This is a genomic window from Persicitalea jodogahamensis (assembly GCF_014651615.1).
GTDB classification, from domain to species: domain Bacteria; phylum Bacteroidota; class Bacteroidia; order Cytophagales; family Spirosomataceae; genus Persicitalea; species Persicitalea jodogahamensis.
This window is the reverse complement of the sequence record NZ_BMXF01000004.1, coordinates 274,632-296,344: the sequence shown is the minus strand read 5'-3', so window position 1 is coordinate 296,344 and position 21,713 is coordinate 274,632. Positions and strand designations below refer to the sequence as shown.

At 46.3% G+C, this 21,713-nt stretch carries 28 protein-coding genes; 19 read left to right on the top strand and 9 right to left on the bottom strand.

The genetic code is table 11. From position 1 onward, the window contains the following. Window positions 1-259: 259 nt before the first annotated feature. Window positions 260-715, top strand: coding sequence for a hypothetical protein (locus IE117_RS19610; RefSeq protein WP_189566318.1), 456 nt, complete (start codon window positions 260-262; stop codon window positions 713-715). A gap of 150 nt (window positions 716-865) precedes the next feature. Here the strand turns inward: IE117_RS19610 and IE117_RS19605 are convergent, their stop codons facing one another. Continuing rightward, window positions 866-1,408 (bottom strand): GNAT family N-acetyltransferase, encoded by a 543-nt coding sequence (locus IE117_RS19605; RefSeq protein WP_189566316.1) that lies wholly within the window; start codon window positions 1,406-1,408, stop codon window positions 866-868. A 129-nt stretch (window positions 1,409-1,537) separates the two neighbouring features. Here IE117_RS19605 and IE117_RS19600 point away from each other — a divergent pair, with 129 nt between their 5' ends. From IE117_RS19600 to IE117_RS19590, 3 genes are all read left to right on the top strand, one after another. Beyond that, entirely contained in the window at window positions 1,538-2,443 is a 906-nt protein-coding gene (locus IE117_RS19600) for a sugar phosphate isomerase/epimerase family protein (protein WP_189566314.1), read from the top strand. Between the two features lie 146 nt (window positions 2,444-2,589). Continuing rightward, the gene (locus IE117_RS19595; RefSeq protein WP_189566312.1) at window positions 2,590-2,850 is read left to right on the top strand and encodes a 2TM domain-containing protein; all 261 of its coding nucleotides are present in this window, start codon (window positions 2,590-2,592) and stop codon (window positions 2,848-2,850) included. A gap of 142 nt (window positions 2,851-2,992) precedes the next feature. Further along, window positions 2,993-3,271: a 2TM domain-containing protein gene (locus tag IE117_RS19590; protein WP_189566310.1), complete on the top strand. Its 279-nt coding sequence runs from the start codon at window positions 2,993-2,995 to the stop codon at window positions 3,269-3,271. Window positions 3,272-3,348: 77 nt separating this feature from the next. On the opposite strand, the gene IE117_RS19585 is transcribed toward IE117_RS19590, so the two are convergent. Then, window positions 3,349-4,143, bottom strand: a complete 795-nt coding sequence (locus tag IE117_RS19585) for a thymidylate synthase (protein ID WP_189566308.1) — start codon at window positions 4,141-4,143, stop codon at window positions 3,349-3,351. 80 nt (window positions 4,144-4,223) lie between these two features. Then, complete coding sequence (locus IE117_RS19580; RefSeq protein ID WP_189566306.1) at window positions 4,224-4,649, bottom strand: OsmC family protein; 426 nt, start codon at window positions 4,647-4,649, stop codon at window positions 4,224-4,226. 187 nt (window positions 4,650-4,836) lie between these two features. On the opposite strand from IE117_RS19580, the gene IE117_RS19575 reads away from it, so the two are divergent. The 14 genes from IE117_RS19575 (at window position 4,837) to IE117_RS19510 (ending at window position 15,226) form a co-directional block, all read left to right on the top strand. Continuing rightward, the gene (locus IE117_RS19575; RefSeq protein ID WP_189566305.1) at window positions 4,837-5,601 is read left to right on the top strand and encodes an NYN domain-containing protein; all 765 of its coding nucleotides are present in this window, start codon (window positions 4,837-4,839) and stop codon (window positions 5,599-5,601) included. A gap of 50 nt (window positions 5,602-5,651) precedes the next feature. Beyond that, a complete protein-coding gene (locus tag IE117_RS19570) occupies window positions 5,652-6,713 on the top strand; it encodes a sialidase family protein (protein WP_189566303.1) in 1,062 nt (353 codons plus the stop codon). Between the two features lie 58 nt (window positions 6,714-6,771). Then, window positions 6,772-7,203 carry a hypothetical protein gene (locus IE117_RS19565; RefSeq protein WP_189566301.1) on the top strand — a complete coding sequence of 144 codons (432 nt, stop codon included), beginning with the start codon at window positions 6,772-6,774 and terminating at the stop codon, window positions 7,201-7,203. A 107-nt stretch (window positions 7,204-7,310) separates the two neighbouring features. Then, the gene (locus IE117_RS19560; RefSeq protein ID WP_189566299.1) at window positions 7,311-7,556 is read left to right on the top strand and encodes a 4a-hydroxytetrahydrobiopterin dehydratase; all 246 of its coding nucleotides are present in this window, start codon (window positions 7,311-7,313) and stop codon (window positions 7,554-7,556) included. Then, complete coding sequence (gene rsmI / locus IE117_RS19555) at window positions 7,556-8,227, top strand: 16S rRNA (cytidine(1402)-2'-O)-methyltransferase (protein WP_189566297.1); 672 nt, start codon at window positions 7,556-7,558, stop codon at window positions 8,225-8,227. Before IE117_RS19560 ends, rsmI begins: the two co-directional genes overlap by 1 nt. A gap of 120 nt (window positions 8,228-8,347) precedes the next feature. Continuing rightward, the gene (locus tag IE117_RS19550; RefSeq protein WP_229581171.1) at window positions 8,348-9,463 is read left to right on the top strand and encodes a lipoprotein N-acyltransferase Lnb domain-containing protein; all 1,116 of its coding nucleotides are present in this window, start codon (window positions 8,348-8,350) and stop codon (window positions 9,461-9,463) included. A gap of 87 nt (window positions 9,464-9,550) precedes the next feature. After that, window positions 9,551-10,342, top strand: coding sequence for an inositol monophosphatase family protein (locus IE117_RS19545; protein WP_189566293.1), 792 nt, complete (start codon window positions 9,551-9,553; stop codon window positions 10,340-10,342). Between the two features lie 94 nt (window positions 10,343-10,436). Next, window positions 10,437-10,847, top strand: a complete 411-nt coding sequence (locus IE117_RS19540; RefSeq protein WP_189566291.1) for a sugar 3,4-ketoisomerase — start codon at window positions 10,437-10,439, stop codon at window positions 10,845-10,847. Between the two features lie 95 nt (window positions 10,848-10,942). Next, window positions 10,943-11,992 (top strand): DegT/DnrJ/EryC1/StrS family aminotransferase, encoded by a 1,050-nt coding sequence (locus IE117_RS19535; protein ID WP_308439294.1) that lies wholly within the window; start codon window positions 10,943-10,945, stop codon window positions 11,990-11,992. Between the two features lie 53 nt (window positions 11,993-12,045). Continuing rightward, entirely contained in the window at window positions 12,046-12,972 is a 927-nt protein-coding gene (locus tag IE117_RS19530) for a glycosyltransferase family 2 protein (protein WP_189566289.1), read from the top strand. Continuing rightward, entirely contained in the window at window positions 12,966-13,730 is a 765-nt protein-coding gene (locus tag IE117_RS19525) for a class I SAM-dependent methyltransferase (RefSeq protein ID WP_189566287.1), read from the top strand. The genes IE117_RS19530 and IE117_RS19525 overlap by 7 nt, the downstream gene beginning before the upstream one ends. 79 nt (window positions 13,731-13,809) lie before the next feature. Continuing rightward, a complete protein-coding gene (locus tag IE117_RS19520) occupies window positions 13,810-14,346 on the top strand; it encodes a YfiT family bacillithiol transferase (protein ID WP_189566286.1) in 537 nt (178 codons plus the stop codon). A gap of 130 nt (window positions 14,347-14,476) precedes the next feature. Beyond that, the gene (gene trxA, locus IE117_RS19515; RefSeq protein ID WP_189566284.1) at window positions 14,477-14,785 is read left to right on the top strand and encodes a thioredoxin; all 309 of its coding nucleotides are present in this window, start codon (window positions 14,477-14,479) and stop codon (window positions 14,783-14,785) included. Between the two features lie 36 nt (window positions 14,786-14,821). After that, window positions 14,822-15,226, top strand: a complete 405-nt coding sequence (locus IE117_RS19510; RefSeq protein WP_189566282.1) for a DUF983 domain-containing protein — start codon at window positions 14,822-14,824, stop codon at window positions 15,224-15,226. Here the strand turns inward: IE117_RS19510 and coaD are convergent. The 4 genes from coaD to IE117_RS19490 form a co-directional block, all read right to left on the bottom strand. Next, window positions 15,223-15,690, bottom strand: coding sequence for a pantetheine-phosphate adenylyltransferase (gene coaD, locus IE117_RS19505; RefSeq protein ID WP_189566280.1), 468 nt, complete (start codon window positions 15,688-15,690; stop codon window positions 15,223-15,225). The genes IE117_RS19510 and coaD overlap by 4 nt on opposite strands. 69 nt (window positions 15,691-15,759) lie before the next feature. After that, on the bottom strand, window positions 15,760-16,659 hold the full coding sequence (locus IE117_RS19500; RefSeq protein ID WP_189566278.1) for a DUF3822 family protein: 900 nt from the start codon (window positions 16,657-16,659) through the stop codon (window positions 15,760-15,762). A gap of 20 nt (window positions 16,660-16,679) precedes the next feature. Then, window positions 16,680-17,186, bottom strand: coding sequence for an NUDIX domain-containing protein (locus IE117_RS19495; RefSeq protein ID WP_189566276.1), 507 nt, complete (start codon window positions 17,184-17,186; stop codon window positions 16,680-16,682). A 60-nt stretch (window positions 17,187-17,246) separates the two neighbouring features. Continuing rightward, a complete protein-coding gene (locus tag IE117_RS19490; RefSeq protein ID WP_189566274.1) occupies window positions 17,247-17,684 on the bottom strand; it encodes a CBS domain-containing protein in 438 nt (145 codons plus the stop codon). A 131-nt stretch (window positions 17,685-17,815) separates the two neighbouring features. Here IE117_RS19490 and IE117_RS19485 point away from each other — a divergent pair, with 131 nt between their 5' ends. After that, window positions 17,816-19,246, top strand: a complete 1,431-nt coding sequence (locus IE117_RS19485; RefSeq protein WP_189566272.1) for an AAA family ATPase — start codon at window positions 17,816-17,818, stop codon at window positions 19,244-19,246. Here the strand turns inward: IE117_RS19485 and IE117_RS19480 are convergent. Both IE117_RS19480 and IE117_RS19475 read right to left on the bottom strand, forming a co-directional pair. After that, window positions 19,214-20,038 (bottom strand): sterol desaturase family protein, encoded by an 825-nt coding sequence (locus IE117_RS19480; RefSeq protein ID WP_189566270.1) that lies wholly within the window; start codon window positions 20,036-20,038, stop codon window positions 19,214-19,216. The genes IE117_RS19485 and IE117_RS19480 overlap by 33 nt on opposite strands. A 7-nt stretch (window positions 20,039-20,045) precedes the next feature. Beyond that, window positions 20,046-21,707, bottom strand: coding sequence for an ArnT family glycosyltransferase (locus tag IE117_RS19475; protein ID WP_189566264.1), 1,662 nt, complete (start codon window positions 21,705-21,707; stop codon window positions 20,046-20,048). Between the last annotated feature and the right edge of the window lie 6 nt (window positions 21,708-21,713).

Genomic DNA, 21,713 nt, shown 5'->3' with positions numbered 1-21,713 from the left:
TATCGCATTTTTGAGTTATAAACATCATACCCAACTAAATGTACCGATCGGTATGGGTATTTTTTCTTGCCAAATGTACTAATCTTTCAAACAAAATCACGGTGTGAAAAGCATGATAAATATCATTCATTTCATTGCTGATGTGGGTGCTAATTCAACAATTAAATACCCAGGCCTCTTAGGTTCTCACTTGATTTTTTGATATATAAAAAAAAATAATGCAATATTTGCAAAACATAAAACCAAAATATTTCCCAGCATGAAAGCAAAAGAAATCCGTTTCTTTTCTCCAGAAGAGAACGTCGCCCCTAAGAAAAATTCAGAAGTAGCATCCAAGTCTTACACTACGGGCTACATTACCTCAACCGGAAAAGTAATTATTCCGCAGAAGTCAGCCGAAGAAGTCGGTATTGACCCTAAGAGTTCGGCATTTATGATTGGAATGCCTGAAAACAAACGAAAACTAAAATCCCTGTTTCTGGTGCCTGCCCCCCGTGAGACCGAAGGCGTATTTGAAATGGAGGAAAGTGGTCGCAACTTCTATTTCCCGCTGGGGGTGATTTTAGAAAAGGGAGGCCTGGATGTGCAAAACAATAAATACACTTTCAATATCAAATCTTTTGAATACGACGGTTCAACTGCCTTTGAATTAAAGTTGGATCCCCCTACCCCTAAGACAAAACGTCCGGGTCGTAAGCCTAAGAACCAAGATTAATAGTAATGTTTTTTTTATCAAAGTGCTGTCGATTTGAACAAATGCAAATCGATAGCACTTTTTCATGTTTATGGCTAGGAACCAGGATTCCAGAGCCACTTGAAACCCTGTAAACATTTTGTTCTGTATTTGTCAGATCGATTGTTCTGTTTACAGTACGAATGGATCATCCTCCACAATTGCATAATGGTAGTTATCTTTCCATTCACCTCTTATGGGCAGAATTCTCCTGTGCAGTCCTTCGCGGGTCATCCCCGCTTTTTCCAATACCCGGATAGAGCGATGATTCTCCGTCGCCACGCCAGCGTGAACACGGTGCAATTTTAATTCCTTGAACCCAAAGGATATAATGCGCTTAACTAGTTCAGTCCCGTACCCTTTTTCCCAATGAGCAGGCAAAAGGCTATAATGTATTTCACCTTGCTGAAACCGGTCGCCAGATAACGATATCCCCGCTTCACCCAGAAAATCCTCTTTTCCAGCTGCCCAAACCGTCCATGCAAATTGAGTTCGATTTTTCGATTCCCGATCTTCAACGGCAGAGAGAATTACCTCAATAGTGTCACCCTTATGTCTTGGAATCCCGATTGTATTAAACTGTTCGACCTCTGAGGTACAATGCAGATGATGAATAAGATCCACATCGTCCAGAGTCATTTCTTTCAAAAACAAGCGTTTGGTGCTTAATTCCATGCAAGCATTAAACAAGTAAAGTTAAACATTCACATCCGAAAGGTAGTCGGAATCATATGATTCCCGATAGTCACTTTAAAAACATCATTCGGCAATGTAGATAAATAGAATTAAATTGAAAGTCAAAGTTTGGACAATACGATGATAGAACCCTCAATCAGTCGCCGCGAATTTATAAGAACAGGAGTTGCCTTGCTGGCCGTCAATTCACCTTTTCGAGTCGAACCTCAAATCAAGGTTTATCATATCGGTTTGCAGTTGTACTCGGTTCGGGAAGCAATGCAAAAAAATCCGGAGTTGACATTGGAGTCTGTTGCCAAAATCGGATTCAAGGAAATTGAGCACGCAAACTACATTGATGAGAAATTTTATGGATTCAGGGCAACAGAATTCAGTGAAATTCTGAAAAACTGTGGTTTGGTTATGCCTACCTCTCATACCCAGTTTCGTAAAGACCACTGGCTTGAGTCAAAAAACGATGTAAGCGATGCTTGGAAAAAAACGATTGAGGATGCCCTAGTTGTCGGTCAGGAATATCTTATTTCTCCCTCATTTGCCTGGGATCTCACCCAACCTGATGAGATGATGCGGGGAACAGCTGCTTATAATCGTTGCGGGGAAGTTTGCCGGGAGGCCGGACTCCGCTTTGGCTTTCACAACCACCTGGTGGAGTTTGAGACCAAATACGAAGGAGAGCCGGTCTACGAATATTTATTACGCAATTGGGACCTGGCCTATGTTTGCCAGCAACTTGACCTATGCAACATGGCAATCGCCGGTGCCGATCCCATGCATTGGTTGCGCCGGTATCCACACCAGTTTGAGTCGATGCACGTCAAAGATAAAGCTTCGGGTAAAGCCGAGAGTACGCTACTTGGCACCGGTGTGCTCGACTTGGAGACAATTCTGGCATTCGCGAAAAAACATACGCCAATAAAGTACTGGATCATTGAGCAGGAGTCATTTGGCAACAGGACTCCACTGGAATCCGTGGGCTATGATTTAAAAAAATTCAAGGAGTTTGGATTTATTTGAATTTCGCTGCGTGGCTGTTCATTCCGCTTTTATTGGCATTCACGCCACCTAAAAGTGAGTTCGTCCTAAATGGAAGGTCTGTGAGAAACGAAGACCCTACTTTTGTCACAATCACCTACCCCTCATAACTTCAAAACACTAAGCTCATGGAGAACGAACGGAACGAAAATCTGTGGAGGATCGCCAAACTCCGCGTAAGATTCAAGCAAAGCGCAATTGCTTATTTGGCTGTCAACACACTTCTGGTGGGTATCTGGTATTTTTCAAGTGGCCTTCATAGTTTTTTCTGGCCAGGTTTTCCAATAGTGTTCTGGGGCCTCGGTTTGGGCACTGAATATTACCGTGCCTATGTAGACAAAGGAGATTCAGTTTTGAGAGAATATGAGAAAATGAGGCAGGGAAACTAAAACCAGGTCGTAAGCCTTCAAACTTCATCCAACTACCCAAGTGAATGCCTTCCCGCGGAAAAAATAGCACAACCAGCTAGCGAGGTACTTTTCAAACTGGCTTATTAAAATAAACTTTTACACTACTCACTCCCTTTTAATCATGACAAATCAACGAGACGAATACCTCTGGAAAAAAGCCCAAAGTCGGGTCGCTTTCAAGCGCCATGTCATCACCTATATCCTTGTTAACTCAGGTTTCTGGATTCTGTTTTTCGTCATGCGCAGCCAGCCCTGGGGTGAACGAATCCACCCATGGCCCATCTGGCCTATGCTTGGCTGGGGCATTGGTCTGGCATCCCACTATTTCGGCGCTTATGGAGATGGGAATCAACATAAAAAGGTGGAAGATGAATACAAGAAACTAATGGAAGGCAGGTAGTTTTTTGGCAGGAAACCCTACACACTCCAACGATGACAGTTTAATAGTACGCCGAGTTAGTACATTGATAGAATGTCTTACACAGCTACAGGCGCTTTTATTGCGGGCCACGGATCGTAATCTTCAAGCGTAAAATCCTCGTACTTAAAATCCAGGACCTTTTTAATTTCGGGGTTCAGCCGCATGGTTGGTAACGGCAAAATAGCCCTGCCAAGTTGCTGCTCAACCTGTTGCAGGTGGTTAATGTAAAGATGCGTATCCCCTCCTGTCCAGATAAAATCACCAAGCCCAAGATCGCATTCCTGCGCCACCATCATTGTCAATAGCGCGTAGCTGGCAATGTTGAAAGGTACTCCCAGGAACACATCGGCACTTCGCTGGTACAGTTGGCAGGATAGTTTTCCATCGGCCACATAAAATTGAAACAGCGCGTGGCAGGGTTGCAAGGCCATTTGGGGCAAGTCCGCCGGATTCCAGGCCGAAACAATGATACGCCTTGAATCAGGGTTAGTTTTCAACTGGTCGAGAACCTGTTGCAACTGGTCTATTTTTCGGCCGTCTGGTGCAGTCCAGCTTCGCCATTGGTGGCCATAAACCGGCCCTAAATCCCCATTATCGTCGGCCCATTCATCCCAAATCTTCACTCCGTGTTCTTTCAAGTACCCAATATTGGTATCGCCTTTTAAGAACCACAAAAGTTCATGAATAATGGATTTGGTATGTACTTTCTTGGTAGTAAGGAGCGGAAAACCCGCCGTCAGGTCGAAACGCATTTGGTAGCCAAATACACTTATGGTACCTGTACCGGTGCGGTCGGATTTCCGTGTACCGTGGTCGAGAATATGCTGGAGAAGATCGTGATATTGCTGCAAGGTTGTTGTGTTATTTGAGTGCTCGGATTGGCAAGACGGTCGTAAAGCTCGTTCGAATTGATTACAGGATAACTTTATTCCTACGATTCAATAGATACACTGTGTGTAATCGTGGCAGTGCTCTCAAACTGGGCGGTGGCGGAGCAGTACTTTTCCATCGATAGCTGAATGGCCCGGTCTACTTTATCGGCATCAAGGTTCTCGCCTTTAAGGATAAAGTTCAGATTGATAGTTCGATAAGGCTTTCGCAAAGTACCTTCTTCTTTCTCCCGGTCGCCTTCGGCTACGATGCGAAACTCAGTAACCTCCTGCCGCTGCTTTTTTAGGATCATTACGATGTCAATAGCACTGCAACTTGCCAAACCCATCAACAGCAGCTCCATAGGTCGGACGCCGGCATTGTGCCCACCGATTTCGGGAGAGCCATCCACATGGATGGTCGCATCTGACGAACCACTGCCTTCAAAGTGAAACGCGTCGTCTACTCGCACTAATTCGATTTTCATAGCTTAAAATTTTCGCCTACCTTGTAAACCACAAAAGTCGCATTTGTTTCTGAAAGTGGCAAAGTTCCACGACAAGAGATTGAATATGACTTCACTGGTATCAGATGGGCAATCTTGAGCACCAATGGTTTCCTACAATTCATAGCGCAAACTACCCCGCTAACACAACTTCTAAAGAACTACCTCATTGCAAACTTCCCTCGCAGACCTTCGCCTGGCCGTCCTGATCGATGCAGATAATGTACCATCGGCCAATATCAAATCCATGCTGGAGGAGATCGCCAAGTACGGTACTCCTACTTTTAAACGAATCTATGGTGACTGGACCAATCCTCGGGTCACGAGCTGGAAAACGGTGTTGCTTGATAACGCAATCACTCCGATCCAGCAATACAGTTATACTCAAGGCAAAAACGCCACCGATTCTGCCATGATTATTGACGCAATGGACATCCTGTACACCGGGCGTGTCGATGGCTTTTGCCTTGTTTCCAGCGACAGCGATTTCACCCGCCTGGCCATCAGACTACGGGAGGCGGGCATGAAAGTCTTTGGCATGGGCGAACAAAAAACCCCATCAGCCTTTACCTCTGCCTGCGACCGGTTTATTTATATCGAAATCTTAGCAAAAAAGGAAGAGAAAAAACCAGCCAGCAAAACCCGGTCTGCTTCAACAAAGAAAGCCAGTGATGGAAAAGTTGATGATGATAAAGTCGACCCCAAGTTACTGGCACTTCTTACTGACAGCGTGGATGACCTGGCGGACGAAGACGGCTGGACGTTCCTGGGTGAGTTAGGTAATTTACTGATCAAAAAACAACCGAGTTTCGATGCGCGTAATTACGGTTTTGATAAATTGCTTCCGCTGATAAAGAGCTTTCGCCAATTTGAGGTGGATGAGCGACCTACGGCCAATGGAAAAATTCGCCATGTTTTTGTACGCAATAAGTAGCCCGGAAATCAGATTTTGAGTATAAAATAAAATATTCACCTAGTCCAATTATGCTTAAATCATCACTGCCGTTGTATTTGCTATTCTCCCTTTTGGCTTTCGCAGCTGCACCGGGTCATTCCCAATCCAACTTTCCGGGTTCAAAAGTCAGTTTGGTATCAGAAGAGTTTGTCTATGAGACTGCGCCATTTCCATCCTGTCATGCATCTACCTTAGTGGAGGTCGCCCCCGGGCAGTGGCTGTCTTCCTGGTTCGGCGGGACCGACGAAGGCAATAAGGATGTGGGAATCTGGCTGTCACAAAATAAAAACGGCAAATGGACTCCACCGAAGTTGATGGCGGAGGGAGTAATCGATGCAAACACCCGTTATCCCTGCTGGAATCCTGTATTATTCAAATCCCAGGAAGGCAAAGTATTTTTATTTTACAAAGTGGGCCCCTCACCCCGAGAGTGGTGGGGCATGCTCCGAACCTCCACCGATAACGGCAACACCTGGAGCCAACCTGAGCGCCTTCCGGAAGGTGTGCTCGGTCCTATTAAGAACAAGCCGGTTCAATTAGCTGATGGTACCATTTTGAGTCCTTCAAGTACCGAAACCAGGGAGAGCTGGAAGGCGCACATTGAACGCTCTGTGGATTCCGGCAAAACATGGGAGATCCTTGCCATCGACCCGAAAACTGAGTATGATGTGATTCAGGGTAGTGTATTGACCTACCCAAATCAAAAATTGCAGATGCTGTGCCGCACCAAGCAGGATCGTATTGCCGCAGTCTGGTCGGAAGACAATGGTAAAACCTGGGGTGACTTCACGTTGACCAACCTGCCCAATCCCAACTCTGGAACAGATGCCGTAACGCTAAGCAATGGCTGGCAAATGTTGGTCCACAATCCGGTTACCCGAGGCAAGCAATCGGACAACGGGCGCCAGAAGCTGGTAGTTTCTTTGTCAGAAGACGGTAAAAAGTGGAAGGAAATGTACGTTCTGGAAGACCAGTACCGGGGTGAATTCAGCTATCCTGCGATCGTTCAGGCAGCCGACGGAACAGCGCACATCACCTATACCTGGAATCGCAAAAAAATCCGGCATGTGGTACTGAAATTAGAAAAATAAAAAATACCGAACGATCAGGGGCTGTTGGTAGTTTTGCCAAAATACAATCCAACATCCTATGAAGTATTCCAAAACGGTCCTGTTGATTTCGGCCTTCCTTTTGACTTTTTGTAAAAACAAATCGGACAGCCCTCTGGTCGATGCCCCGAATATTGACGTTGAGGGTACTTATGTAGGTTATCGCTCCCAGCAACAGGGCCAGCGGGTGGCCGCGGACTCAACTGAGATTACGCTGCAAGTCACCCGAATCAGCGCCAATCAGGTCCAGATTTTACAGACCTCCCCCAATGAATTCAGATACACGGTGACAACCAACAGTAGGCAATTCACCTACGACCGGGGAATAATTGAAGCACCCTGTGGAGTGGCCAGCATCAAAGGCGAAGGTAGTTTCAATGAGAATTCACTTTATCTGGAGGAAACCCTGAAGTGCACTAAAAACACGACTATCCCGGATAGCTTCATTCGGTTGCGGGCCACAAAAAAATAGCGTTACTTGCCCTTATTAAAGATGAAATTTAGCCGTCATTGCTGACTTGCTATTTTCGTGGCACTTCTCTTTTACCATTTATACAATTTAAACCTACAAACACTACGATGTGGACTGAAATAGACAATAAGCTTTGCCGCAGTTTTACATTCAGCGATTTCAGAGCTGCCTTCCTGTTTATGACACAAGTGGCCGAAGTCGCAGAGTCGCAAAATCATCATCCCTGGTGGTCCAATATATACAATGAAGTAAATTTCAAGCTTTCCACCCACGACGCTGGCGACACCGTGACCGAAAAGGACAGGAAATTGGCCGCTGCAATTGATCTCCTCTGGGAAAATAAAGCGGACTAATGAAGCTTTATTTAGTCCCTACGCCAATCGGCAACCTGGAAGACATCACCCTACGGGCGATTAATGTGTTGAAAAGTGTGGATGTGGTGCTGGCGGAGGATACCCGAACCTCCGGGCACCTGCTGAAACACCTGGGGATCGGAAAGCCGATGCAGAGCTACCACATTCACAACGAACACCAGACCATCGCGAGGCTCACAGAGAGACTCCTGAAAGGTGAAACAATGGCGCTCATTTCCGATGCTGGGACACCTGCCATTTCCGATCCTGGATTCTTGCTCGTGCGGGAGTGCATCAAACTGGGTATCGCGGTGGAGTGCCTTCCCGGACCGACAGCCTTTGTCCCAGCCCTGGTCAATTCTGGCCTTCCTGCCGATCGATTCACATTCGAAGGATTTCTACCCCATAAAAAAGGGCGGCAAACCCGGTTGAAAGAATTGGCCGAGGAAAACCGAACGATGATCTTTTACGAATCACCCCATCGGTTGTTGAAAAGTCTGGCACAACTAGCCGAATACTTCGGCGAAGACCGGCAGGCCAGCGTTTCGCGGGAATTGACCAAACTCTATGAAGAAAACGTCCGTGGAACTTTAACCGAAATAATCACTTACTTTGCTGAAAAGACAGTCAAAGGCGAGATAGTTATTGTAGTTGCCGGAAAAAAATCATAGTTTGAGTACGATAGTATGAGAAGTGCGTTGTTTTGCTCCAATCGGGGTTGTTGCCAATATATCAGCAAGATAAAATCTGCTTTTCTTCTTTTCTTTTTTTTAACTGCTGCGCTTGCCGCCATGGCGCAAGCGCAGCTTAGTCCTCAGGCCAAAGTCAGTCTTATTACCGTGGGTCCGGGAGAGGAGCTTTATTCCAGTTTTGGGCATAGCGCTTTGTGGATTTATGATCCGATTTACCAGCTTGATCGCGCGTACAGCTACGGCACATTCAGTTTTCAGGAGGGGAACTTCTACGTAAAATTCTTGCGGGGTACCCTACCCTACACCATTTCCGTTAATCCGCTGATGCCGCAGTTTTACTATTGGCAGCAGGAAAATCGTAGCGTGAAGGAGCAGGAATTGAACCTTTCGCCAACCGAGAAGCAGCGGTTGTACGAGTTTCTGGAAACAAATCTTCTTCCCCAAAATCGCGAATACCAGTACAAATTTTTCTACGATAACTGTTCCACCCGACTGGCTGATGCACTCAAAGCCGCCACGGGTGACCGCCTGATTTTTCCGGGCTACACGGCCGAAACCAAAAGTTTCCGTCAATGGATTGACAAGTACGCCTACGAGCAAAAGCCATGGTCTGACTTTGGAATGGACTTGGCCATTGGTTCACCAGCCGACGAGGTTGCTACGCCGGAACAAGCCACTTTTTTGCCCGACAATCTCAGTGTGGCATTTGACGCTGCCCAGATTAAGACCGATAGTACCGTTATGCCTTTGGTGGCAGACACCCGTGCCCTATATACCGCTACACCCGAAGCTGACAATGGCTGGCTTACGCCGAAAATTTTCTTCTGGACTTTGGCAATTCTGGTAGCCTTTTACACGGTCTGGCAGATAAAAATGGAGCGTCTCAATTTCCTGCTTGACAAAATCCTCTTTACAATCGTGGGATTGACCGGTTGGCTCATAGTAGCGCTCTGGTTCGGCACGAACCACGGCGTCACTGCCTCAAACTGGGATATCCTTTGGGCATTTCCGCTCTGGGTGCCCATCATTTTCATGTTTTCAAAATATAAAAAACCCGTCTGGCTTTCGTGGTATCTGATCGTCTATGGCGTCCTGTTGCTAAGCGCTACGGGCAATCTGTTGAAACACAACTACGTCTTAATTCCAATTTTACTTATTTTAATATTGAGGGTTTACTATCTGAACAATTCACTGGAAAAAATTCCAACCGCCTAAGGGTGTACCAGACGATTTGTAATTCTGTGGCCAGCAGTCATTTAGTACACTCAATATTCACCTTGCGCCTTTGACGCCTCCCAATAAATGAATCTCGAACTACTTACCCAACAAACGATTGATGTCGTTAAGCGTGCTTCCGCTTTCATTCAGCAGGAAGCTGCTATTTTCAAGCAGGAAAAAGTTGAATATAAAGACGTCAATAATCTGGTGTCCTACGTGGATATGGAGGCAGAAAAAATGCTGGTAGAGGGCCTTAAGGCTATTTTGCCCGAGGCAAGTTTTATTACCGAGGAAGGCACCACCGGGCAGGCACCTGATCTGGATGCACTCAATTGGATTATTGACCCATTGGACGGGACTGCCAACTTTGTCCACGGCCTGCCAATTTATTGTGTCAGTGTTGGGTTGGCACGAGGGAAAGAACCACTATTGGGGGTAATCCACGAACCAAGCCGCGACGAATTGTTTTATGGCTGGCAAGACGGAGGTGCCTGGTGCAATGGGGAACGACTTCGGGTGTCACCGGCCAGCCATCTGGGAGAAAGCCTTTTAGCTACCGGTTTTCCATACTACCTATTCGATAAACACGATCGGTATATGAAGATCCTGGAGACTTTGATGCGCCAAACTCACGGCCTCAGACGATTGGGTGCAGCAGCCGTAGACCTTGCCTACGTGGCTGCCGGACGGTTTGAGGGTTTTTACGAATACAATCTTCAATCATGGGACATGGCAGCGGGGGTGTTGCTAGTGAAAGAAGCAGGGGGAATAGTCACCGATTATTCTGGCTCTGACAACTTTTTATTTGGCGGTGATGTGATAGCAGCCGGTCCTGTTCACGCAGAACTTCTAGAAGTAATCGAAGAATTATTTTAGTATAATTACAAGTAATGTGTACTTTGTACTACTGAATTGGTAAGAACCATTCAAAAAATCAGGACAAATTTGTAAGAAACTATACACCGTATTCATGCCAAGATTGCTAGAACTGAACACTTTTCATTCTGAATCGGGAAATCTGACTGTTTTTGAAAAGCTGATGCCCGGCACTATCAAACGTGTTTTTTATATTTACGGAGCAAGCCACATCCCTCGCGGCGGACACCGCCACCATAAAACCTGGAATGCGTTGATTTGCCTGCACGGCAAGTGTCGGGTATATGTCAACAATGGAAAGGAAGAAAGTCACTTCAGCCTCGACAAGCCCAATTCCTGCCTTATCCTGGAACCCAAAGATTGGCACACGATGGAGGATTTTTCAAACGATGCCATCCTTCTTGTCCTGTCCAACGAATATTATGCTGTAGAGGATTACATCGACGAACCCTACGGAGAGGTGCATTTTGCAGATTCCCCAGTAGACAGTTCTCTCAACCAATGAATTCTTGGGCGGCAAGTACCCCCCCCACTGTTCAGTCGTGTATCCGCATGATTCCTTTCCTAGATTTAAAGCAAATCAACTACCCGCACCAGGCTATGGTCGAAGATGCCGTGCAACGTGTTGTGCGGTCGGGCTGGTATGTGCTGGGGGTAGAGGTTCAGAATTTCGAAAAGGATTTTGCTGCCTTTTGTGGAGCCGATCATTGCATTGGCGTAGGCAATGGATTAGACGCCCTGCAGTTGATCTTGCAGGCATACGATTTCCCCAAGGGCAGCGAGGTCATTGTTCCGGCCAACACCTATATTGCTTCCGTATTGTCAGTGAGTTTTTTGGGGCTGACTCCAATTTGGCTGGAACCTGATCCTGTGACAATGCTCCTCGACCCGTCTCTGATTGAATCGAGGATTACTGAAAAAACGAAGGCAATCATGCCTGTTCACCTCTACGGCAGAAGTTGTGAAATGGATGCTATCGTGCAGATATCCACTAAATATGATTTGAAAGTTATCACCGATGCTGCGCAAGCTCATGGTGCTACGTACCGGGATAGTCGGAGAGCTATTCTTGGAGATGCCTCGGCATTCAGCTTTTATCCTACCAAAAACCTTGGGGCGCTCGGTGATGCGGGGGCAGTGGTAACGTCCGATCCCAATCTTGCTGAAAAAATAAGGCATCTTCGAAATTATGGCTCTCTTAAAAAGTACGTCAATGTATACAAAGGGACCAATAGCCGCCTTGATGAGATTCAGGCAGCGGTTTTGAATGCGAAGCTGCCATTTTTAGCGCCTGAAAATAATAGGCGGTGCCAAATCGCTAAACGCTACCTGAATGAAATAAATCTCCCGGCCCTCACTCTGCCTCCTGCTGACCGGCCGGATGAGGATGTATGGCATTTGTTTGTCGTTCGCCATCCTCAACGGGAAATGTTCATCAATTTTTTAGAGCGCCACGGTATTCAAACGAACGTTCATTACCCGCTTCCCATTCACCACCAAAACGCCTACCGGGAATATCGCCACCATTCATTCCCGATTACGGAACAAATCCATCGGGAAGTGGTCAGTCTGCCGCTAAACCCCGTCTTGTCAGATATTCAGGTAGATCACATCATAGAGGTTGTAAATCAGTATTCTGAAAATAACTAAGCTCTGGCATCAAGGTTTCTGCCTTCCACTTCTTCTAAACAATCCACTGACCATTGACATCTGTCAACTTCCTTTCGGTAATTATTCCCGTTTATAACAGCGAAAACAGCATTGAGCCGCTACTGAATCGGTTGTCGGACGCAATGGTGGATCTCGATTTTGAGGTAATCCTGGTAAATGACGGGAGCAGAGATGATTCCGAAGCCATCTGTATGCGACTGGCTATTGAGCGGCCAGAGGTAAAGTTGCTTTCCTTACGACGGAATTTCGGAGAATTCAACGCTGTAATGTGCGGGCTCAACTATGCCCAGGGGAAATATTGTGTCATGATTGATGATGACTTTCAAAATCCACCCGAAGAGATTCTAAAACTTATTGAAAAAGCGGAGTCGGGCAACTGTGGCGTGGTGTACACATACTATGATAAGAAGGAACACGCAGGGTACCGGAATATTGGTAGCCGACTTGTCAACTGGGTTACCAGCTTTCTCCTGGACAAACCAAAAGAGCTTTACCTTTCGAGCTTCAAGTTGATCAGGCAGGAAGTAGTTCAGGAAATCATTAAATATACCGGGCCATTTCCTTATATCGATGGGCTAATTTTCCGAGTCACCCGCAACATTGGAACGGTCCAGGTGAAGCATAATAAAAGGGAAGCAGGCCGCTCCAACTACACGCCCCGAAAATTGATTTCGCTGTTTCTCAATATCTTATTTTGCTACTCGGCATTACCCATCCGCTTATTTATGCCGATTAGCCTCGGCCTGACCGGGCTGGGTAGTTTACTCCTTATTTTTCTCTTCGGTCAATGGATCCTTGGGCCCGACCCTAAGGGCTGGCAGGTAGTTACAGCCACCCTGATCTTCATTGGAGGCATTCAATGCACTTTACTGAGTGTCCTCGGCGAGTATATAGGAAAGAGTTTTATGGCTCAGAGTGGTCAGCCCCAATATGTTATAAAACACAAGATCGGATGGTAGACAATCGGGCTGAGTACCAAAGAATGCACGACCTGGAAGGTAGTTTGTGGTGGTACCAAATCCTGCATGAGAAAATTTTGCGTCAGATCAACCGCCGGTTTACTCCGGCAGACAATCCCTCTATTCTGGATGCGGCTTGCGGAACCGGAGGGCTACTATCCTATTTGCAAAAACACGGATTTCATGCTATTTGCGGTTTTGACTATTCAAGCCATGGTGTTGCTTTTTCACAAGGCCGCGGCCTTGACGTCTCATTCGGGGATTTGAGAAAAGTAGCTGATTTCAGACCAGGGAGCATGTTTGATGTAGTGATCTGCAACGATGCTCTTTATTTCCTGAATGATCAGGAAATAAAAGTGGCACTCACTGATTTCAAAGCAAAACTTAACCCCGGAGGAATCCTGCTCATTAATATCCATGCCCATGAGGCATTTAGCGGTACGCATGATGTAGCAGTGGGCAGTACCCGACGTTTCGTCCTGTCGGATTTCAGCCGCTATGCCAAGTCGGCAGGGTTACGTATATCGTATCACACTTATTGGCCCTTTATTCTATCCCTTCCCATATGGCTGGTTCGGGAATGGCAAAGGCGACAAATCCGTCGGGGGAAAATAGATATTCAAACACTCGAATCAGACGTCCAATATCCCGGACATTTTCTGAATAGCATCTTGCATTTCATAACAAAAACGGAACAATTCCTGATGCCGCGGGGTCCGTTTGGCAGCTCACTATTCCTGGTGCTACAGGTACCTTAATACTTGTACGTAGGTGCGGGCTTGCCGAAATGATTCCTTAAATTTGTCTATCACCGACCTTCTATTATTATTACCAAACATGGAACTAGAAGCATTAAAATATCCGATCGGCCGTTTCAATTCATCTGAAACGTATTCCCCTGAGGACACCAGGACAAATATTCAAATTATCAGCGCATTACCTTCAAAATTCATCAACCTGCTGGGTGGCTGGACTGAAGAGCAATACGACACACCTTATCGACCTGACGGCTGGACCGTTCGCCAGCTTATTCATCATGTTGCCGACAGCCACATCAATGCTTATGTTCGTTTTCGGCTGGCTTTAACCGAAGACAACCCCACCATCAAACCTTACAAGGAAGACCGCTGGGCCGAACTTCCCGATGCCAAAGCGGCATCCGTAGATTTGTCGCTGCAACTGATGAAAAACGTCCATCTCCGCTGGGTGCTGCTCATGAATTCCATGGACGCCGCCGACATGGCCCGTACCTACACGCATCCCGAATCGGGTCGCTCCATTCCACTCGAAGAGGTTATTGCCTTATACGCCTGGCATAGTGAGCACCATTACCAGCATGCATTTACTCTGGCTGACCGTGAAGGGTGGCGATAGTTAAGTAAACCTTTTTTGTTGGTTCCGGTCGTGATTTATTGGTCACAAACTAATTCCAGTGGTCAATTCTTGCTGGTACGGTTTTGTCATTCAGTATTTCATCAAAGTACGATGATTTAATAATGACATTATGGCTAATTTCAAGGAAATCATAAAATCTGAGCAACCAGTACTGGTTGACTTCTTTGCGGAATGGTGCGGCCCCTGCAAAATGATGAAACCTGTGTTGGAAGAGGTGGCTAAAAAATTGGATGGTAAAGCCCGTATTCTTAAAGTGGATGTGGACAAGAACCAAAAAGCCGCCGCACAATACAAAATTCAGGGTGTCCCAACCTTAATCCTTTTTCAGGGAGGGAAAATTAAGTGGCGTCAGTCTGGTTTCATTGATGCCAGGAAGCTAAATAGTGTGATTGAAAAATATACAAAGCAGGATAATTGATTCATTTTTAAAACCTCTACTGTTCCTCCTATAAAAATGAATAAGCTGTATAGCATCTTTACCAACACTTGTCCGAAATGCAATGTGGGCTCTTTTTTTAAGACCAATAATCCCTATGACCTGAAAAATTTCGATAAGCTCAATGCTCACTGTGAGTACTGCGGTGAGTCTTTCAAGCGTGAGCCTGGCTTTTACATCGGGGCCATGTACATCAGTTATGCGCTAACCGTTGCCATGACTGTTACGGCGTTTGTGGGTTTTGTTCTGATTTTTAATTTCCAAATAGAGTATGTGTTAGCCGGATTGATCCTGGCCATACTACTGCTGTTACCAATCCTTTTTCGCAGTGCCCGGATTATCTGGATCAACATCTTTGTGAAGTACAGTCCTGAAAAAGCCGAAATGGCGCGGCAAATGAAGAGCGCCGAAAAAGCTTCTTAACTTTCAGCACTTTCCATTAAATCGTAGGGAAGAAACTCGTCCACATTCTGACCATAGCGATGCAGGTCACGAATAATGCTGGAGCTGATCGGAGCCAAATGCGGTGAGGTAATCAGGAATACGGTCTCAATTTCTTCGTATACGAAGCGGTTGACTTGCGAGATACCGTTTTCATATTCAAAATCAGTTGTATTTCGCAATCCCCGGAGTAGAAAACGTGCTCCCAATTCTCGGGCCACACGAGCCGTCAGGTCATCGTAAGCGATCACTTTAACACTGTCATAGTCCGAAAAACACGCCTCGATGTGAAACTTCATGGTTTCCAGCGGAAAGTAGCGCTTTTTGTTGACGTTATTGCCTATCCCGATAATAACCTGATCAAACAGTGCCAGCGAACGCAATACAATATCTTCATGCCCTTTCGTGAAAGGATCAAAGGAACCAGGAAAGAGGGCAATTCTCATGGAGTTTTGTTTTATGTTTTGTTGTCCCTATTTATCCAACAAAGCTTGATCAGGAAACAAAAAGCACTTCTACGATTGAACCAGGTAGGTGTTTAGCAGAGCGAAGTAACGATGTTCGGGTATGTCTTCGAAGCTTTCCACATAAGTCAGGGTAGTTGGTTTTATGCCAAAGCGAAGAGAGGGCAGGAATTTTGCCAACTCGATATAAATGTCTGAGTAAGGCGTGATCTCACCGTACAGCTTTACTTTCACCTCATCTGGCAGAACCTCCAGTTGATTCATGCTGAAAAGTACCAGGTAGGTCAGCTCCAACGGATTTTGGTAAGGAAACCGATTACAAAATCTGAGTTGCTTATTGTCGGAATATATCAACGTGAAGTGGTTTTCCTCCATGTGGATCGTTAGCAGTTTCTTTTCCTCGTACTCGCTATGGCTCACCACAGTACCTATTACCAACGGGCTGCTAAGGTGGTAAAATTCAATATGCTGAAGGGGAAAGAGTCCCAATAGCCAGTCGGACCACTTATTTGGGATCGTGAACACAGTTTGGGCGTTGACATAAGGCACCAAATGGGAAAGTACCCGGTCTTTTTCGGACGTTTCATGCCCGGTTGCCATTTGCAAATAGTCGCCGGCGTACTCGCGGCGATACAGCGAAACCGGAACCATGGTAAAATCGTGGGTATTGACCGCAACCCGCACATCCTTCCACTGATCGGACAACAAGTGTGGATGCTCAAGGGCGATGGTTTTTAATTTATCGAGGTACTCTTCTTCGTTTAGAAAAGTATCGAATGCATAGTCTTCCAACCATAGGCAACGCATCGTATCCGACTGAATGAAACAAAAACGGAACCTGGATTCATCGATTTCGATGCAGAGCGTACAGTTGGCAATGCTACTGGCTTCAAAGTCCGGATCGGCCACTTTTACAGTGGGCCGAAGGGACTTTTCGACGTCTTTAAGCATTGGCAAGTCAGCACTCATAGTTACGCGTTGGTGGTCATTTCACTTGACAGGTACCCCCTCAGGGTAAAAATATCATCCAAAGAATCACAGTAGTGGAATAATCGGTGGACTTCGTTTTGGGGGTAGGATTTGATTTGTTCAAAAGTCATCAGCTCAACCTCCGTGATAATCTGTGTACCGTCCACCATTTCAGGATCATATCCTAATTTTATATCTCCCCCCAGAATCTGTACCTGAAAGAACAGTTCCATGGCGTGGAGCGGGGGGTGCATGAATTCACTGACAAACATCAGATCCCCCGCCTCAACAGCGAGCCCCGTTTCTTCCAGAAATTCCCGTACCAGCGCTTGATGCGCTGTCTCGGAAAAATGGATTCCACCGCCAGGGGGACACCAGAACGTATCGGTGACGCCGATTCCCCGGTGCCTGACCATCAGGATTTTTTCATCGATCACGCAAATCCCGCAAACCCTCGTCCGCAGGCGGTTTCCATAAAGTCGGAGTACTTCTTCCCTTGCCTTATCCACTTTAATTTTGGTAGTTGGGCTGCAAAGATAGACAAGTCCGGCGCAATGCGGAGTGCCTGTTTAATAAGGATTGCCTGTAATGTAGCTTTCAAGCGAACGAATGTGAGCCCTTTGCTCCCGAATGATCATCGTAACAATGTCATTGATGGAAATGATACCCACCAGCTCGCCATCCTTCGTGACCGGCAAATGCCGGATGTGCTTATCGGACATTATGCCCATGCATTCCTGCAGATTTTGCTCCGTCTCGACGGTAATCACTTTGCTGGTCATCACATCCTTAATGAGAGTATCTTTCGACGCACGCCCCTTAAGAATGCCCTTACGTGCGTAGTCGCGCTCCGAAAATATTCCCACCATCCTGCCGTTCTCCATTACCAGCACCGCGCCAATGTTCTTTATTTCCATTATTTCCAGCGCGTCATAGACGGTCTGCTCGGGTCCTACCGACCATATTTTGTCGATTTCCTTGCCAGCCAGGATTTGGTGTACTTGCATAATGCGTCAGGTTGAAAGTTAGGAGTTGTTTTTTCGAACTAATATAATGGTAAGATTCCATTAAGTCCAGATTTTCGGGTTTATACCGTTAATTTAGGCGCAAATTTCCCTATGCGCTTTCAATAATCCATATGTCTACCACAGATGACCTGCTGCCTTCCGAACTGCTAATCAAGCGTTTCCCTTTTCGACCCACTACCAGTCAGGCGCGTTTTTTTGAGAAAATGAATGACTTTCTGGTCGAAGAAGAAGGACTGGAACGATACAGGGATGCCTTCGTACTCAAAGGGTACGCTGGAACAGGCAAAACAACGATCATTAGCGCGATCATAAAATCAGCCCGCAAGTTTGGTTTAAAAGCAGTCCTTTTGGCTCCGACCGGACGGGCAGCCAAGGTGATGTCCAGCTATTCCAAGCGGAAAGCCCTGACGATTCATAAGAAAATATACCGTCAGACTTCCGATGCATATTCAGGAGCCTTCGCATTTGAGCGTCAGGAAAACTACCACGAAGACACGCTGTTTATCGTCGATGAGGCATCCATGATTAGTGACGATGCCGACTTTGGTAATCGTAGCTTGCTTTCCGACTTAGTCGACTACATCTATGCTAACCCAGGCAACAAACTTATGCTGGTGGGTGATATTGCCCAATTACCCCCTGTTCGCAAGGAAATAAGCCCGGCGTTGGACAAGAACTACCTGGAAAAAAACTACTACCTGTCAGTTTCGGAAGAAGAACTCACGGAGGTGATGCGTCAGGGTGAGGAATCAGGCATCTTGTCCAATGCGACCGATCTACGAAACCAATTAGCGGCAGAAACTCCCGAAATTAAGATCTCAACAAGAAGTTTCACGGACATCTACCGCATGACGGGGGAGAAACTGGAAGACGGGCTCCGTTACGCCTACGACAAGCATGGGGTGGAGAATACAATCATCATCACACGCTCCAACAAAGCGGCCGTGAACTACAATGAATACATCCGTCGCACAATCAATTTCAGCGAAGACGAACTTGATGCCGGTGATCGCCTGATGGTAGTTCGCAACAACTACACAGTACTTGACGAAGACTCTCCGGTGGGATTTATCGCAAATGGCGACTTTGTAGAATTGCTTAAACTGAAACGCACCGAAGAGATACACGGGCTGCGTTTTGCCGACGCTATCCTGCGGCTAACCGACTACGATGACCAACCTGAATTCGAGGCCAAAATCATGCTCGATACGCTGCACTCCTCCTCCCCTGCCCTCACGCAGGAAGAGAACAAGATGCTTTACGAGAGTGTGATGCAGGATTATTTTTTTATAAAATCAAAAAAAGAGCGCACCGAGGCATTGCGGAAGGACCCCTATCTCAATGCCCTTCAGGTTAAGTTTGCTTACGCACTGACCTGCCACAAATCCCAGGGTGGGCAATGGAGCGCTGTATTTGTTGATCAGGGTTATCTGCCCCAGGACCAAATAAATAGTGAGTTTATCCGCTGGCTGTATACGGCTATGACCCGCGCCACGGATGAATTGTTCTTAATGAACTTTCACGCCAACTTCTTCGCCTGATCCTTTTGACTCACGGCGCGTCTTTTTGTCGAAAAGCTTGACAAAATCCGGGCTTTCGGTATGCATCCACTTGTCCCAGAAGGTAAAGTACAATCCGTAATTGTACCGGAACTGCGAATGGTGCAGGCTGTGATGCGTGGCCCCGATCCACCAGCGCCCAAACCAGTGCCGTTGGAAATCGCGCGGGTAAAGTTCGGTGTTCAGGTGATTAACGGCGCTTGTAAAAGTCATGATCGTCAGCACGATACCAATCGCATAGACGTGTAAAGGCATAAAGAAAGTCAGCGCGGGAATAAAGAGGGCTTGAAAAGTACTCTCGATCGGATGAAAGGAAAATGAAGTCCAGGCAGAGGTTGTGATGCTATCGTGGTGCACTTTATGAACCAGCCTATAAACTTTGGGGCGATGCATCCAGCGGTGCAACCAGTAGTAGTACGTTTCGTGCAAAAACAGCACGATCAGAATACTGACTGGAAACCACGCCAGCGGATATGTGTCCCAATCCAGGTAAATTTGGGTGTATCCTTTTTGCCAGGCCACAATCATGAGCGTTCCGGCTATGGCGAACATAATTGAGGTCACAAACGACCATCCGATCTCTACCATATCCTGCCTGGAACGCCGGGGGCGGATTTGAACTTCACGATGGGCTAGTTTATGCTTGTACGCCCCTTTTACCAACAGATTAAATACCAATGCTGTGCCGACATAGCGACCAAATATCCCCAAAAAAATAAACAGCGCCGTAATCAAAAATGTCGATGGCGAAGTGAAGTCAATATCAGGAGTCATAGCTGATTTACTGGACGGGATTTAATGTCAAAAACTTGTTGTTTCCTCCCTTCAATTTAGCGGACAATACTCTGACAAGTACTTTTTCTATTTTCCGTTTTTGTGACAAAGGTAGTTGGTACACTATACGCTTGCGCGTAGTATATTCTCTACCGAACGATAAGGGTAAGGTATCCATTACTGAACCGTTATCTGAATCTACAAGCGTGAATTCCAAAGATAAGCTGTCTTTATACACACACTGCATATTTGAGGGGAGTCGGACTTCCAGCGACACCGTTACCTCATTTTCATTCTGCGTGTACTTTCCCCTCGTCAGAGAAACTAGATTCGTCGAAGTCAGATTCTCAATCATCGTCACGTTCTCGGTGCTATGGCTGCGACTCGCCACGCCGATTCCGGCAAGTCGTTGATTCACATAAGCCACGTCCCGATCGCAGACCAACGTATCGAGTTGCCATAGGCTGTATTGATTGCCCCGGTCGCCAATATTTAAAGCGGGAATGTAATAGTAAAGATCGGTATAAAAATTCAGCAGCGAGGTAGTTTTGTAGTTATTGGAAACAATCATTCTTTTTCCGGCTATCCGACTGACCTCTTTGCCTAGATTCCGGCTTCCATGAAAATCCCAGACGCGGTCTTTCTTCACATCGACCAGTGGATAAATCAAATGTATTTTAAGCAGGAGTAAAATTCCAGCGAACACCCAGGCCAAAGTACGGTAGGTCGGGTACCATCGGGCCATTTCTACGCTCCGATACCCCAGGTATAGGAGCGGAAAAATACAGAAGATGGTCCAGTTAGGTTCAATGTGTTGCCCTTTGGAGGTGACCAGAAAAAAGAAAGCCAGTGTTCCGTACAAGTTCCACTGTAAAGCCTTTTCCCAGACATTTGCCGGCTTGTAGCGAAATGAAGCTATTAGTAAAGCAACAGAAACCAGCCCACCGTGGTAAGGGATGTTCCCAAAAAGGTATTCAAGGGTTTGGCCAATGTTGTACGAAGTACCCCGATCTATCAGGTGGTACTGCAGCGACGGAAAATTGTTGGTCGCTTGCCACCAGATATGGGGCAGGAAAAATACCAAGGCCAAAATTCCGGCCAGGTAGAACCGGTAATTCGTCAACAGTTTGGGGTTGCTGAGAATTACAAAAATGATCACCAATGCTCCGTGGTACTTGCAGTAGAGCATAAGTGCCGCTGTCGTACCCAGGATCGCCCATCGGTACCAATCCCGGCTTTCAAGAAATTTTCGGTAGGCCAGCAGAAACAGGATGGCGAAGAAGAAGAATGGGGTATCGGGCAGAGCCACAAAGCCCGACAAATGGAAAGTAAGAAAAGAAAATAGGGTCAGGCAAAAAATCAGTGTATCCTTCGGCTTTACTACTGCATAGATGATCGTCAAAATTCCGGTCATTAGCAGGATGTTCACCAGCCTGACCGCCAGTTCGGTTTTTCCTAAAAAACTACCCAACCAGATCATCACTGCCACGCCCGGCGGATGATCGAAATAGCCCCAGGCCGGGAATTGCGAATACATCCAGTAGTAAGCCTCATCAAAATAAAGCTCCGTATGCGTGGCCGTGAATACACTTTGAAGAAACCAGAAAACAATAAAAATTAAAAAACCAAAGCGATCAGCGCGTATGATATTGAACGTTGTATTATTCATGATTTT